The organism is Streptomyces sp. NPDC096105, from assembly GCF_044763335.1.
Taxonomy (GTDB): Bacteria; Actinomycetota; Actinomycetes; order Streptomycetales; family Streptomycetaceae; genus Streptomyces.
The window spans coordinates 89,879-104,353 of sequence record NZ_JBIWGC010000018.1 but is presented as its reverse complement, the minus strand read 5'-3'; the positions used below and the strand labels follow the sequence as shown (position 1 = coordinate 104,353).

Below are 14,475 nucleotides of genomic sequence, written 5' to 3'. Positions count from 1 at the left end.
TCACGTGAGGTGTACTCCGCTCCGCGCTCCGAGTGTGTGATACGGCCCTCCCTCAGGACACCCCGGCCGGCGGCCATCGCAGGGTGTCGGCGACGAGGCCGGCCCGGTGGTGGTCGGCCGTGTACCGCTTGCTCGTACTGCTCTTCTTGCCCACTACCTGGAACTGCTTCCTCCGGGGCCCGTCGTCCCGGCATCAGGCTGTCCAGCTCAGAGGAGGAACCTCATGGTCACAGTGCTCCTGTTCGACGACGTACCGACAGTCAGCGCCGGCCGCCCTCACGGGTGACGATGAGCACGGTGACCCACTCCACGAGCGCATGCGGCAGGACAGATGACCAACGAGGCCCCTGAGCAGTGTGGTTGAGACGTCAGACATCTCGATCAACTGCCCGGGGGCCTCGCTCGTTGGGCTTGGCGGGCGTCACCTGATCGGGGCCCAACTCGAAGAAGCTCAGTGTGCCGTTGCCGGGGCGGCGTGACGGCGAAGCCGCCCGGGCCGTCTTCCGGCGGCCAGGGCGGCAGGGCGGCACGCGGCCGCTCCCGGCGGACCGGGTCAGTTCGCGCCGTGCATGGCGCGCCACTCCGAGGCCAGCATCGCGTAGTGCAGTTCGCCGCCCCACTCGCCCTTGAAGATCTCCGACTCGACGAAGTGCGCCTCCTTACGGAGCCCCAGCCGCTCCATGAGCCTGGCGGAGTCGCCGTTGCGGGGGTCGCAACGGCCGATGATGCGGTGCAGGTTCAGCTTCTCGAAGCCGATGCGCAGCATTTCGACGGCGGCCTCGCTGGCGTAGCCCTTGCCGTGGTAGTCGGGGTGCAGCACGTAGCCGAACTCGCCCTGCTGGTGCTCCTCGCTCAGCCAGATGAGCAGGACGTAGCCGATGACCTTGCCGTCGAGCTCGACGGCGGTCATGAGGGTGTCCTTCTCCTTCCGCAGGGCGGTCTGGGTGATGCGGGTGGCGAGTTCGGCGGCGTTGTCCTCGCGGGTGCGGGGTTCGTTGAAGAGGTAACGGGCCACATCCTCCCGGGACTCGAACTCCAGCATGTCCTCCTCGTCCCGGGCCGTGAACGGCCGCAGGACGAGGCGCTGGGTCTTGATGGGCTCAACGAGTTCGAACATCGGCTGTCCTTGATGTGTCGAGGGGTGTCAGTCGGTCGGTCGAAGGTGTGGCGGGCCGGGCGCGGCCCGGGTCCGACGGCGGTACGCAGTGGCCGTGCGAGCCGCGCGGCTGCCGACACCAGTCGATCACGTCAGCGCGGGGTGGCGGGCCGGGAGCGACAGCATCCGGCCACCGGGCGGGCCTTGGGGGCGGTGGTCGGGGCGGGTTCCCGGGGCAAGCCTGCGTAGGGGGCCAGCAACTCCCGGACGGTGTGGTGGTGTCCGTCGACGAGGACCTGCTCGACCCGCGCCGCCGCCGCGATGTCCCGCAGCGGGTCGCCGTCGACGACCAGCAGGTCGGCGCGGGCACCGGGCCGGATGACGCCGAGGGTTCCGGCGGCGCCCAGTGCCTCGGCCGCGTTGGTGGTCGCCGTCCGCAGCGCCTCGACCGGGGTGAAGCCGTGCCGGACCAGAGCTCGTAGGTTCTGGTGGATACTGATGCCGACGAAGTCCAGCGGGGCGTCGGTCCCGGCGACGACCAGGCCGCCCGCGCGTTGCACCCGCAGCAGCAGATCCACATCCCCTTCCGTCCAGGCGCGGTCCAGCTCTGAGCCGGGGCCTGCAGCGGCCTCGGCGCGGGCGAGCAGGGCTGCGTACTCCCACGAGGGGAAGAGGATCCGGGTGCGCGGGTCCTCAATGAGGTCACGGCTGTCCAGATACAGCTCGTGCGCGAACAGGAGCGTGGTCGACACGTACATGCCGGAGCGGACGAGCAGCGTCACCGTGTCCTCGGCGGTGCGCCCAGCGGCGTAGCTGAGGGTGCGGGAGTAGCCCAGCCGGTTCTCGCCGCCGGTGTGCTCCATGCCGTTGAGACCGGTGCCGACAGCCGGGTACAGGTAGTGGGACACGACCTGCGTCCCGGCCCGGCGCATCCGTCTGAGCGAGACGCGCTCCAGCTCCACCGGCAGCCGCTGGTAGGACTTCAGGACGTGGTACCCCAGCTCCTCGGCCCGACGCAGCTCCCGGTGGAGTTGGGCGCGGGAGTGCACCGGGCGCATGAAGCCGAAGCGGACCCGGGTGCCGTCGAGCGGTTCGCCGGACCCCAGGTAGCGCGGGCCGGGCATAGCCCCGGAGTGCAGCGCCTCGCGGGTCTCCAGCATGCGGTAGACGGGGTCGCCGGTGGAACGGCTCGTCGTCACCCCGTACGCCAGCCACAGCGGTCCCTGCCGCCCGGCCCACTGCCGTCCGCGCAGGTGCCAGTGGTTGTGGACGTCGATGAGGCCGGGCAGGACCGTGCGGTCGGAGGCGTCCACGGTGGGCGCGGGGGCGTCGCCCCGCACGGGGACGACGGAGGTGATGACGCCCTCCTCGACCGTGATGTCGACGTCGCGCCGGTACTCCTCCCCCGTGCCGTCCCACAGCGCCCCGGCGCGCACGACGGTGCGCGGCGGCGCCGGCCGGGCGCGGCACGTGAGGCCGGAGCCGTGCCGGGCGGGCCGGGTGGTGCGACCGGGGCGGTCCGGCGGCAGCAGAACGAACTCCCCCAGGGAGAGGAAGAGGATGTGGCCGTCGGCTGAGACGGAGATGGCGTCCGCGATCCGATCGCTCAGCCGCCGCGGCCTGCCGCTGACCCGCCCGTCCGGCCGGACGGGGACCCGGTGCACCAGGCTCTCGGCGACCACGAGCAGCGACGTGCCGTCGGGCGCCCACACCGGGCCGTCGTCGCCGCGGGTGCCGACGGAGCGGCCGGGTGCGATGGCCTGGACGGTGGTGCGGCCCGTGGCGGTCTCGACGGTCAGCACCCGGTTGAACCCGGCGGTCTCCCGCTCGGAGGCGGGCACCAGGACGGCGAGGGAGAGCCGGGTGCCATCGGGGGACCATGACGCCTTGCCCGCGTGGTCCTGAACGGGCAGGACCTCCCGGCTCGTCCCGTCGTCGAGGTCGAGGACGTGCAGCGCCCCCGCCTCGTCCTGGAAGGCGATCTGCCGCCCGGAGGGCGAGACGCTGGGCAGCAGTGCCCCGCCGGGCCGGTCGGTGAGCTGCTTGGGGGGCCCGCCGTCCAGGGGGTGCCACCAGAGCTGGGGGACGCCGGTGCGGTCGCTGGAGTGGACGATCGCGCGGCCGTCGGGAAACCAGTGCGGGTCACGGCAGTCGCCGTCGTCGGTGAGCTGGCGGGCGGTGCCGCCGAACGGCAACAACCACAGGGCGCCCAGGGCGCGGAAGCAGACCGCCGAGGCGTCGGGTGACAGGACGGGCCCGGCGATGCCACGCACCGGGGCGCTGTCGGGCAGCACCACCGGCCGCCGGTTGACAGGCCGGGCGCCGGGGGCGGAGAGCAGCGCCATGAACGGGATCACCGTGGAGGCGTCCGTGGCCGCCGGTCCGACGGTGGTGCGGCGGCGCAGCAGCCCGTCCGCGCCGCCGTGGACGAGTTCGGTCGCCGAGAGCCACGCCACGGGGAAGGGACCGGGCTCCTCCGTGGGGGCGCTGACCGGCCGTCCTTCGACGTAGAGTCGGGCTCGTGGCCCGTCGACGAGGACGTGAGCGAGCGCCCCTCCGGGGCTGTAGGAGGTGCCGCGCACCACCTGCCCGGCGGGGGCCGTGTAGGCCAGGGTGCGTCGCCCGTCGGCCAGGCGAAGGGTCTCCACCTCGGTCTCCCCCACGACGTAGGCCAGCGACCGGCCGCCGGGATGCCAGGTGGGTGAGCGGTAGGAGCGGCCGTCGCCGGTGCCGGCGAGTGTGCGGGTGCGGCCGGTAACCAGGTCGAGGCAGCGCAGGACGCTCGTGCCATCGTCCTCCGAGACGTAGGCGATGCGGCGCCCGTCGGGGGAGACGGCGGGTTCGATGTCGTACTGCGGGCCGCGGGTGATGCGTTCGACGGTGCCGGTGGCGAGGTCGACGGCGCACAGGTCGTAGGTGCCGCGGCGGAAGGACTGGAAGGCGACCCGGGCGCCGCCGGGGAAGAACGACGGCCAGGTGGCGTCCTCCACGTCGTCGGTGAGCCGCCGGGCCGCACCGCCGGACGGCGGCACGAGCCACAGCACGTTGACCGCGTCGTGGACGATCCGCCCGGTGGCCGGGTCGCAGGTGAGGGCCACGTTGACGGCCTGGTCGATGGTGATCCCGCCGTCGGCGGCCGCTGCCCGCGGTGCGGCGGTAAGTTGGTCGGTTCCGGCGAGGTCGGCCGGTTCGGCGGCGTGTGCCGGGCCGGTGTGGCCGCCGGACATGGCGGCCACACCTCCCAGGGCGACACCGCTGATGAGCATCGTGCGTCTGGTGAGTTCCATGTGCGGTGTTCCTGGTCTCCCGTTCCCGCCGTCCTCGTCCCGTCAACGGGCGGCGCGGCGCGCGATGACGTAGCGGGGGAAGCCGTCGTGGTCGACGTGGCTGGTGACGGATTCGAAACCGGCGGACCGCACCAGCTCCACGATCTCGTCGACGATCGCGTCGTAGTGCTCCATGGCGAGGACACCGCCGTCCTTGAGGAGGCGGGCGGCGGTGGCGACCACCGCGCGCGGCACGGTCAGCCCGTCCCAGCCGGAGTAGATCGCCTCCGCCGGCTGGTGGACGGACCACTCGGCCGGGATGACCAGCCGATCCGGCACGTAGGGCGGGTTGGCCGTGACGAGGTCGACGGTGCCGTCCAGCTCGGCCAGGAGGGCAGGGTCGGCCACATCGCCCTGGCGGAAGTCCACGGCCCCGACGCGGTCGGCCAGGCGGCGGGCGTTCTCTCCGGCGCAGGCGACGGCGTCCGCGGACAGGTCGACCCCGGTGACAACGGCGCCGGGGTGACGGGCGCCGAGGGCCAGGGCGATGGCGCCCGAGCCGGTGCACAGGTCGACCATCCGCGCCGGTCCGGCAGGGACAATGCCCAGTGCCTCGGTGACCATCGCCTCGGAGTGGACGCGGGGGACGAACACTTTCTCGTTAATGGTGAGTTCCAGGTCGAAGATGCGGGCGCGGCCGGTCAGGTACTCCAGCGGCACCCGGTCGGCGCGACGCGAGACCAGGGCGCGGAAGGCGTCCCCCTGTTCGGGGGTGAACGTCGCGTCCAGGTCGAGGCCGTCGGGGTCGGTGGAGAGCACCTCGGCGGCCAGCACGGTGGCGTCCTGCTGCGGCGTCCACACCCGGGCGGTGGTCAGGACCTCCCGGGCCCAGTCGACCTGGCCGCGCACCGAGGGGGCGCCGGTGCGGTCCGGGACGCCGAACCGCTCACGGCAGTTGGCGTAGTAGGTGCGCATCCACTCGACCATCCTCGGGTGCAGCCGGGAGGAGGCGATCAGCTCGGGCGGCGGGGTGAAGTCGGGGTCGATGGTGTCGGCCCAGGCGGTGTAGAGGGGGTGCAGGTCGGCGGCGAGGTACTCCTGCCAGTCGGTGGGCACGTGCCAGTGGTGCTCGTACCCGGTCGCCAGCATGTGCTCGACGGTGGTGTCGATCGACGACTTGCGGCTGACGCCCTCCAGCGGGGCACGCTCGGGCGTGAAGACGTCGAGGTCCAGCTGCGGGGCGTCGCCGTGCAACCGGCGCGCGAACTCCTGTGCCAGCAGCGGCGAGAGGAACAGCCCGTCGCGGTAGGTGCCGGTCATCATCCACAACCCGGCCAGCGAGGTCTCACCGAGCAGCGGGAAGCCGTCCAGCGAGACGGGGCGGTTGCCGACGTGGACGCCGACGACGCTGCTGGACCACAGGTTGCGGCGGATCTGCCGGTGCGAGCAGTCGAGCAGGAACAGCAGGTCCCGCATGACGGGGTCGGCCAGCGGTCGGGGGTTGATGATGTTGGTGGCGCCGACGTAGACGCGTGCCGTGCCGCGCGGCACGATGTGCAGCCCGCAGGCGAAGGCGCGGTTGGGGGTGCGGATGACCGACTCGGGGGCCGTGCCGTCGTGGGTGGAGACGGAGGCCGCCACGCCGTAGCCCGCGACGAGCCGGGGGATGCAGTCGCCGAGGCCGGGCACCGAGTCGATGAGGCCCTGCGCGCCGACGCCACTGGCCAGGACGACCTGGTCGGCGGTGAGGGTGCGGCCGTCGGCCAGCACGACCCCGCTGACCCGCCCGCCCTCGTGGGTGACGGAGGTGGCGTGGGCGTCCACCAGCGTCACGCCCCGGCGCACGGCGGCGGCCTCCAGGCGGCGCAGCAGCCGGCCCGAGTCCACGGCGTGCTCGCCGGGTATGTGGAGAGCCTTGAGCGGGCGGGAGTTGGGGTCGGGGTCGAGCCAGTCGATGTCCTCGGGGTCGACGGTCTCGTACGGCTCGCCGTGCTTGTCCAGCGTGGCGCGGATGGCCTCGTAGTTGTCGGTGTCGATGGGGCCGGTGCCCACGGTGTTGAGGATGACGGTGGTGCCCTTGGCGGTGAGGATGTCCCGGGCGTCCGTCGTGCCGTCGGAAATGGTCTCCAGCCACTGCGGCCAGACGTCCTTGGCCCGCAGGTCCAACTCGAACTTGGCCTGGCCGTAGGCGTTGTCGAGCAAGCTGGAGGTGACCTCACCGAAGCAGCCGAGCATCGCGCCGGCGGCGGCGGAGGCGGCGAAGGGCCGCGACCGTTCGCCGACGAGCGCGACGGACCCGCCGCGACCGGCGAGTTCGACGGCGAGGGAGGTCCCCAGCGAGCCGTTGCCGACGACGATCGCGTCGAAGCCCGTGGGGAGGGAGGAGCTGTCGTTCATCGAGCACATTCCTTCTCTGGGAGGGACGTCGGGGTGGTGCGCCGGGAAGAGCCCAGGACGGGGCCGGGCCGGCCGGGGGAAGGAGAGGGGAGCGGTACGTCAGCGGTCGGCGAGGACGTCCGCGACGGCCTGGATCTGCTCGGGCGTGTGCCGTGCGGAGAGGGCGAAGCGGAGCAGCCCGGTGCCCTGCGCGACGACGGGGTAGAAGACCGGGAAGCACAGGATGCCGGCCCGGCGCAAGCGGACCGCGCTGTCGAAGGCCGCCTCCTCGGTGTCCATCGCCAGGCCGCGCACCGGCGAGCGGGTGCCCGCGTTGACGAGCTGGTTGCCGCTGTTGACCTTGTCGAACAGCTCCGTGTTGGCCCACAGGGCGTCCTGGAGCTCGGCGACGGTGCCGTCCAGGTGCATTCGCGCCGACTCGGCGTTCACGAGCATGTGGGTGACCATGTTGGAGTGGCCGAACACCATTGGGTTCGCCTCGCGGCGCAGCAGCGTCACGTCCGCCGGGTCGTGCGTGAGCAGGAAGCCGCCGGAGCCGCCGAACGCCTTGGAGAGCGAGCCGACGAGCAGTACCGAGGGGGGGACGTGGCCGCCCAGTGCCTCGAACGCGTAGCCCGCGCCCGCCGGTCCGCTGATGGAGATGCCGTGTGCATCGTCGATGTAGACGTAACCGTCGAGTTCGGCCGCCGTGTCCGCCAGCGAGCGCACGTCGATCAGTCCGCCCATCGAGCCGATGCCGTCGACCAGGATGACCGGGGTGCGTCCCTGTTCGCGGGCGAGGTCCATCGCCGCCGTCAGCGTCGTGGGCTCTTCCTCCCGGAACCGGACGGCCGGGCCAACCTGCTCCAGCACGCCGCGCAGCGCCTGCATCGAGGCATGCGCGGTGCGTTCGATGACGAACAGGACACCGCCGGGGCCGACGGGGTAGCCCGGCAGCACGCCCGCGCCGAGCAGTGGCAGGACGCCCAGGTGGACGCTGCTGACGGAGTTGAAGACCAGGGCTGACATGCCCGGGTAGATCTCACCGAGCAGCTCCTCCAGCGTGTGTGCCTCCGCCGGTTGGACACTGTTGCGGGAGGAGGAGAAGTGAGTGCCGTAGGTGTCGAGCGCGGTGCGCACCGCCTGCGTCAGCCGGGGGTGGTCCTCCAGCCCCAGGTAGGAGCAGGAGACGAACTCGACGCACTCGTCGCCGTCGTCCAGGCGAACCTTCTTGCCGGACCGCCGGGTGATGGTGTGCCCGGTGAGCCCGGCCTGGACGGCGCGGTCGTACATGTCGGTGGTCGCGGCCGACCTGCGGGTGATCCAGTTGGGCTGGGGGTCGTTCATGACGGCCTCCTAGGGGGATGGGCTGTGCGGGGGCGTGAGCCGGATGGTTGGCGTGGGGCGGGGGCTCGATTTCAACGGGGGGACGGCGGGCCAGTGGCGATGAGCGCGTGCAGCATCCGGGCGGCGTCGTCCGCGGCCGTGGCGCGGCCTTCGCCGAACCAGTCCGCGACCTCCTCGAAGAGCTGCCGGAACGCCTTCTCGCCCCCGGTGGGCGCCGTGGTGCGCTCCGCCAGGTCGGCCAGGGCGGCGGCCACCGCGTCGCGGGCCGCCGCCGCTTCTCCACCCGCCGCCTGGATGTCCCAGTACGTCTCCACGTCCGCACTCAGCACCCGGGCGACGAGCGCCAGCAAGGCCCGGGTGGGCGGCGGCGCGCAGTCGGCCACCGTCGGTGCGCGCACGCCCAGCCGGGCCAGCGCCCCCGTGAAGGCGAGCAGCGCGGCGTGGGTGGCTGCCTGCACGGCGGTGACGTGCCGATCGTGTTCCTCGTGGCTGAGCCGCACCACCCGGGCACCGGTCGCCGAGATGAGCCGCAGCACCTCCGCGCACCGGGCGTCCGGCCGCAGCACCGAGGCGGTCACGGCGTTGTTGGCCCAGCCCAGCGAGGGGTGGAAGAGGGGGTTGAGACTGAGCAGCGCCCGGGGCGCCAGCCGCCGGTCCGCGGTGTCAAGGAAGCGGTGCTTGTGTGAGAGCGTCTCGACGACGGTGGCGTGCGGTGCGAGCGTCGACTCCAGGACGTCGAGGGCGGCGAGTGCGGCCTGCTCCGGCACGGCGAGGAACACGACTTCGGCACGGGCGAGTTCCGCGCGCTGCTCGGCGGTGGGCGCGGTGACGTCGGCGAGCCGCGTGCGCGGCACCAGCCGCCCGTCCGCCCCGGCAGCCCGCCCGGGAGCGCCCGGCTCGGCACACCGGTCCCAGGCGACCGTCTCCCAGCCGGCGTCGGCCAGCATCAGGGCCAGCAGGCGGCCCACGTTGCCGTAACCGGCGACCACTGCGCGGCTCACGGCTCCTCCACCGCGGCGCCGAGCGCCGCAAGCATGGCGCGTGACTTGACCAACGTCTCCTCGTGCTCGTCCGCCGGATCGGAAAGGGCGACGATCGCCCCGCCCACGCCGAAGGTGGTCGCGTGCTCAGTGGCTACCACGGTCCGGATGACGATGTTGAGGTCGGCTGCCCCGCACAGCGACAGCCAGCCCACGGAACCCGAGTAGTAGCCGCGCGCCCGGCGTTCGAGCTGGTCGATGATCTCCATCGTGCGGACCTTGGGCGCGCCCGTCATCGAACCGCCGGGGAAGGCCGCGCGCACGCAGTCGACCGTCGTGCGGTCCGGCGCGATCCGCCCTTCGATGGTGGAGACGAGCTGGTGAACGTGGGAGTAGGTCTCGACCTCGAAGAGGCCGGGCACGTGCACTGAGCCCACCGTGCAGACGCGGTTGAGGTCGTTGCGGAGCAGGTCGACGATCATGAGGTTCTCGGCCCGGTCCTTCGGGTTGGACCGCAGCTCTCGGATGATGTCTTCGTCCTCCTCGGGCGTCGCGCCGCGAGGCCGGGTGCCCTTGATCGGCTTGGCCTGCACGAGCCCGTCGGCGCGCACCTGGAGGAAGCGCTCGGGTGAGGCGCTGAGCACCGACTCCGTACCGAAGCGCAGGAACGCACCGAACGGCACGGGGCTGGTGGCGCGCATCCGCAGGTAGCTCTCCAACGGCGCCGCCAGCGGCCCGGCCTCGGCGGTGTTGGTGAGGCAGACCTCGTAGGACTCGCCGTCGGTGATGGCGTCCAGGCACGCCTTGACCGAACCAAGGTACTCGGTGCGGGTCTGGTCGAACCGGAACCGCAGCCCGGAGTCCGCCGCCGGGCCGGAGGGCACGGCCGAGGCCGCGCCCTCCGGCTGCCGCACGATCGTCTCGGTCGTCGCGCGGAACCACTCCGCGCTGGCGCGGACGCTGTCCGGGCGGCGCGGGTCGGTCAACGCCAGCAGGTGGACGCGGCGTTCGTGGTGGTCGATGACGACCGCACGGTCCGCGAAGACGAGCCGTCCGTCGGGGTGCGGCGCGTGGTGGTGGGCCCCGCCCCCGGACTCCGCCTTGAGCTCGTAGCCCAAGGCGCCGACGTAGCCGAGGTTGAAGTCCAGCGGCAGTCCGGGCGGCTTGGGCAGCCTGCGCCGCGTCAGCTGCTCGTTGAGGTAGTCGAAGAACCCGGCCTCGACGGTGGAGGTGCGCCCGGCGGCCGTCACCGTCCAGACCCCGTCGTGCACCGAGTACGCCAGGTTCTCGGCGAGCGGCCCGCTGTCGTCACCCATGATCGTGAAGCGGCTGGTCGGCAGGTCGTGGCGGGAGCTGTCGAGCCAGAAGGCGCACTCCGCCTCTCCGTACAACGCGCCGAACAGGGCGGCGGCGTCGGGGTGGTGGTCCACGGTCCTCGCCTCGACCCGCATCCGGGGCCGGTCCCGGTCGCCGCCGGCCGCGGAGAGCCGGGCGACGCCGGGCCGCCGGGGAGCGGCGGCCCGGGCCAGAGTACGGAAGTTGTGCATCAGATCGGCCCCGTACTCCGTGAGCACGGACTCGGGGTGGAACTGCACGCCCCAGCGCGGGGCGCGGAGGTGCCGGGCGGCCATGACCACCCCGTCCGCCGTCCAGGCCAGCGGTTCCAGGTCGGGGGGCAGGTCGGTGACGGCCAGCGAGTGGTAGCGCACCACGGTGAACGGCGAGGGGATGTCGGCAAAGAGCGCCGCCCCGTCGTGGAACACCTTGGACGTCCGACCGTGCACCGGCTCCGGGGCGTGCTCGACCCGGGCCCCGGCGAAGTGGGAGATACCCTGGTGACCGAGGCAGATGCCCAGCAGCGGCACGCGGTCCTGGCGCAGGGCGTGGGCCGAGATGCCCAGGTCCTCCTCGCACTGCGGACGGCCCGGCCCCGGGGAGACGACGACCGCGTCGAAGGCGTCGAGGTCGATGTCGCGCCAGGGGGTGTCATGCGTGACAACGCGGGGCGGAACACCGTACACCCGGTGCATCAGGTCATGCAGGTTGTAGGTGAAGGAGTCGTAGTTGTCAATGAGCAATGTGCGCACCGGACTTCACCCTCTCCGTCAGCTCGGCGATGCGGTCCCAGGCCGTCTCGATCGGCGGCACCGCGCCCTCTTCGGCACGGCAGGCGTCCTCGATGAGCGTGACGAACACGTCTTGGAGGGCCAGCGGGTTCATGCCGTGCTCCAGCCCGAACGCGGTGGCCCGCTCCAGCACCAGCCGGACCCTACCGGTCTGCATGACGGGAATGCCGTGGGACTCCTTCGCCTGGCCGATGCGGCGCGTGCACTGGTACCGGATCAGCAGGGCGTTGAGCAGGATGGCGTCCACGGCGTCGAGTTCGGCCCTCAGCTCGCTGAGGACGGCCTGCCGCTCCTCGGCCGGCGAGGGACGGCCGGTGTCGCGGCGGGTCCGCGCAGCGAGAACGGTTTGCGTCGTGTCGGTCTCACCGCTGGTCATCGGTGGCTCTCCAAGGACGTCGCTGGGCGTGGTCATAAGGCGGCCAGGAAGGACTGGACCACCGCTTCCGCCTGGGCGGGGTTGAGCCGGGGGTCGCACAGGGACCGGTAGTCGGGCAGCAGATCGCGGCCGGTCGCCTCAGCCGGGGCGGGAAGGTCCGCGGCGCCGGGCGGCGGGCCGTCGAGGCACTCGGTGACCGGGTCGGGCGTCAGCTCCAGGCTGAGACCGCCGGGGTGGCCGCCGTGAGCGCGCACCGCGTGTGCGAACCCGGTGACCTCCTGGCACAGGACGGACACCCGGCGGGTCTTGGTACCGTCCGCCAGTCGCACGGTGTTGCCGTGCATTGGGTCACACAGCCACACCACCGGCACACCGCTCGCCGTCACGGCGCGCACGACCGCTGGCAGCTGTGCCGCGACCTGCTCAGCACCCATTCGCACGATGAAGGTGAGCCGCCCCGCCACCCGCTCCGGGTTGAGCCGCAGTGCCAGGTTGACGGCGTCCTGCGGCGCAGTGCCGGGGCCGAGCTTGACGCCGACGGGGTTGGTGACGGACGCGGCGAGAGAGACGTGCGCGCCGTGCAGGGCGCGGGACCGCTCCCCGATCCAGCCGAAGTGGGTGGACCCGGCGTGCGCGGGCTCCCCGGGTCGCTCCCCGGCCACCAGCAGCGCCCGTTCGAAGGGCAGGAGAAGCAGTTCGTGGGAGACGTACACGCGCTCCCCCGGCGCGCTGCCGCGCCAGCGGCTCCGGATGGTCTCCAGCACCCGCGTGGCGTGCGTGTGGGCGGCGAGCAGTCGCGCCGGGTCGGGCACCCGGGCGGTGGGATCAGGCTCGAACGCGTTGACGGCGTCACCCCGATAACTGTGCATCCGGCACCTGTCGGGGGTGGTCTCGTACGCCTCGCTGCGGGGCTTGGCGTACTGCCCGGCGATCCGGCCGATGGCGATGCCCCGGGCCGCCCCGGCCCCGTCACGCAGCAGGTCGGTAAGCGCGCGCAGGTGGGAGACCTTGCGCAGCACGGTGGGCGGAGCGCTGTCCGCGAACGGTTCGGCGCAGTCACCCCCGTGCAGAACGAGCCCCTCCCCCCGGCAGACGGCGGCCAGTTCGGCGCGGAGCAGACCGGTTTCGGCGGGGGTGGTCAGCGGAGGGAGGGACGCCAGCCGTTCGACGGCATCGGCGAGGGCGGTGAGGTCGGGCCACGGCGGCTGCTGGGCGGCCTCCGCAGGCGGCGCGGTGCTTCGAGGGCTGAGGAGACCGGTGTCGGGCAGCAGGACAGGCGAGGGGGAGAAAGGCAGGTTCATCTCGGCTGGCGCTCCGTTTCGGTGCGGCGGGACGGACGGTCCGGGGGACCGCGCACTCCGTTCAGGGGCCGTGCGGGAAGCGATCACCAGGGGCGGGAAGGGCCGTCGGCGGGCCGGGATCGCGGCCCTCGGGACCGGGACGGAGGCGGCCGACGCGGCAGGTGCGGTGGAGCAGCAGCGGGCAAGGCCATTTCCTCCCCCCATCAGCCGCCCCCGGTCGAAGGGGCGGGACACCCGTCGGCTCATGTTGTACGGCCTGTGCACTCACGGTCAGGCCTGCTGCACGGTAAGCAGCCGGGAGCGGCTCTCACCAGACACCATGGGAGACACTTACTCGCGCGGAGCCCTCATGGGTGACCTCGGGCATCCTCCGTGGCAGACATCATGTCGACGGCTGGGCACCCCGCGCCGGAAATCGAGTCCGGAAGCGGCCGGGCCGGACGGCCCAGGAGGCGGATAGCAAGATCTCAAACTCCCCCCGGAGGCGCCTTCGAGAGCGCTCCCCTCCTCTCCGCCGGGCCCCACCCCGCTCAGGAAGATGCTCCGGGCCCGCCGAGAGGCACCCCGCGCTCCGTCGTGTCCTCCGGAAGTACCTGGCCGGGGCTCCTTGGAGAAGTGCGGCGCTGAGCGCAGTTGCCGGGGGAATGTGCGAGCGATCTAACGGGAATTCAGCCAATATCTGGCCGTAAAGAACAGTTAGACCGGACTTAATGCGACGAAGACACTCTGCTTCTGTTACTAATCCTTTGCCTGCACTTTATCGTGCGCCATGTCGTCTCACCCCTCGCTTAGCTCCGCACGGAGGAACGCGTGTCCATCCGCGTCGTGATCGCCGAATCCCGCGCCACCCCCCGGGCAGCCCTGTCCCTGCTCCTCGCCACCGACCCCGGCATCGAGGTCGTCGGCAGCGCGGCGGGCGGCGAGGAGGCCGTGGCCCTGACGGGCGAGACCAGCCCGCACATCACCCTGCTGGAAGTACGGCTCCCGGCCGCAGTCAGCCTGGACGCCGTCTCCCGCATCGCCTCCCGCCCCGGCCCGCGCCGCACCCGGGTTCTCGCCTACAGCACCCATCCCGAACACGAGGACGAGCTCCTGCTGCCCGTCCTCACCGCGGGCGCCAGCGGGTTCCTGACCATGGACACCGAACCCCGCACGGTGCTGGCCGCCATCCGAGCCGTGGCGCGGGGCGACTCGTGGCTGGAACCCCAGCACACCCGGCGCCTCATCAACGAATACGTCGCAGGGACAGGGGCCGCCCCGGCCGGCATCGGCCCCCGCGTTCCGTTGCCACCGCAGCTCAGCGCCCGCGAACGCGAGGTCACGGCCCTCATCGGGCGGGGGTGCACCAACACGGAGATCGCCGAACACCTGTGCTTGAGTCCCCTGACGGCCAAGAAGTACGTCAGCCGGCTCATGGCTAAACTCGGCGCCCGAGACCGGGTGCAGCTCGCCCTCATCGCAGCGCGGTCCCTGACCCCCCTCGGCGAGTCCGCCGCGCAGCGCATGTGAGACTCCCGCTGAAGACGCGCCCCGGCCCGGCCATCGGCCGCTCCCGCACGTCCCGGTGATCTGCCGAACCGGCCCGTTGGCCCGCTACCGTTCATCCG

General features: G+C 72.4%; 9 protein-coding genes. 1 reads left to right on the top strand and 8 read right to left on the bottom strand.

Translation table 11 applies throughout. The features are described from left to right. Positions 1-553: 553 nt before the first annotated feature. The 8 genes from ACIQ8B_RS25050 to ACIQ8B_RS25015 form a co-directional block, all read right to left on the bottom strand. Positions 554-1,117 (bottom strand): GNAT family N-acetyltransferase, encoded by a 564-nt coding sequence (locus ACIQ8B_RS25050; protein WP_290003555.1) that lies wholly within the window; start codon positions 1,115-1,117, stop codon positions 554-556. Positions 1,118-1,248: 131 nt separating this feature from the next. Further along, positions 1,249-4,383 carry an amidohydrolase family protein gene (locus ACIQ8B_RS25045; RefSeq protein WP_403549782.1) on the bottom strand — a complete coding sequence of 1,045 codons (3,135 nt, stop codon included), beginning with the start codon at positions 4,381-4,383 and terminating at the stop codon, positions 1,249-1,251. A gap of 42 nt (positions 4,384-4,425) precedes the next feature. After that, positions 4,426-6,759, bottom strand: a complete 2,334-nt coding sequence (locus ACIQ8B_RS25040) for a HemK family protein methyltransferase (protein ID WP_403549780.1) — start codon at positions 6,757-6,759, stop codon at positions 4,426-4,428. 99 nt (positions 6,760-6,858) lie between these two features. Beyond that, on the bottom strand, positions 6,859-8,085 hold the full coding sequence (locus tag ACIQ8B_RS25035; protein ID WP_403549778.1) for an aminotransferase class I/II-fold pyridoxal phosphate-dependent enzyme: 1,227 nt from the start codon (positions 8,083-8,085) through the stop codon (positions 6,859-6,861). A gap of 71 nt (positions 8,086-8,156) precedes the next feature. After that, a complete protein-coding gene (locus ACIQ8B_RS25030; RefSeq protein ID WP_403549777.1) occupies positions 8,157-9,086 on the bottom strand; it encodes a 2-dehydropantoate 2-reductase N-terminal domain-containing protein in 930 nt (309 codons plus the stop codon). After that, entirely contained in the window at positions 9,083-11,152 is a 2,070-nt protein-coding gene (gene pabB, locus ACIQ8B_RS25025) for an aminodeoxychorismate synthase component I (RefSeq protein WP_403549775.1), read from the bottom strand. Before pabB ends, ACIQ8B_RS25030 begins: the two co-directional genes overlap by 4 nt. Then, on the bottom strand, positions 11,133-11,567 hold the full coding sequence (locus tag ACIQ8B_RS25020; protein ID WP_290003570.1) for a chorismate mutase: 435 nt from the start codon (positions 11,565-11,567) through the stop codon (positions 11,133-11,135). Before ACIQ8B_RS25020 ends, pabB begins: the two co-directional genes overlap by 20 nt. Before the next feature lie 32 nt (positions 11,568-11,599). Next, positions 11,600-12,868 carry a 3-deoxy-7-phosphoheptulonate synthase gene (locus tag ACIQ8B_RS25015; RefSeq protein ID WP_403549772.1) on the bottom strand — a complete coding sequence of 423 codons (1,269 nt, stop codon included), beginning with the start codon at positions 12,866-12,868 and terminating at the stop codon, positions 11,600-11,602. Between the two features lie 810 nt (positions 12,869-13,678). Here ACIQ8B_RS25015 and ACIQ8B_RS25010 point away from each other — a divergent pair. After that, positions 13,679-14,377 (top strand): LuxR C-terminal-related transcriptional regulator, encoded by a 699-nt coding sequence (locus ACIQ8B_RS25010; RefSeq protein ID WP_403549770.1) that lies wholly within the window; start codon positions 13,679-13,681, stop codon positions 14,375-14,377. Positions 14,378-14,475: the final 98 nt, after the last annotated feature.

Excerpts from the sequence above, each read along its gene's own strand:
- ACIQ8B_RS25050 (WP_290003555.1), bottom strand. The coding sequence starts at position 1,117 with ATGTTCGAACTCGTTGAGCCCATCAAGACCCAGCGCCTCGTCCTGCGG.
- ACIQ8B_RS25045 (WP_403549782.1), bottom strand. The coding sequence starts at position 4,383 with ATGGAACTCACCAGACGCACGATGCTCATCAGCGGTGTCGCCCTGGGA.
- ACIQ8B_RS25040 (WP_403549780.1), bottom strand. The coding sequence starts at position 6,759 with ATGAACGACAGCTCCTCCCTCCCCACGGGCTTCGACGCGATCGTCGTC.
- ACIQ8B_RS25035 (WP_403549778.1), bottom strand. The coding sequence starts at position 8,085 with ATGAACGACCCCCAGCCCAACTGGATCACCCGCAGGTCGGCCGCGACC.
- ACIQ8B_RS25020 (WP_290003570.1), bottom strand. The coding sequence starts at position 11,567 with ATGACCAGCGGTGAGACCGACACGACGCAAACCGTTCTCGCTGCGCGG.
- ACIQ8B_RS25015 (WP_403549772.1), bottom strand. The coding sequence starts at position 12,868 with ATGAACCTGCCTTTCTCCCCCTCGCCTGTCCTGCTGCCCGACACCGGT.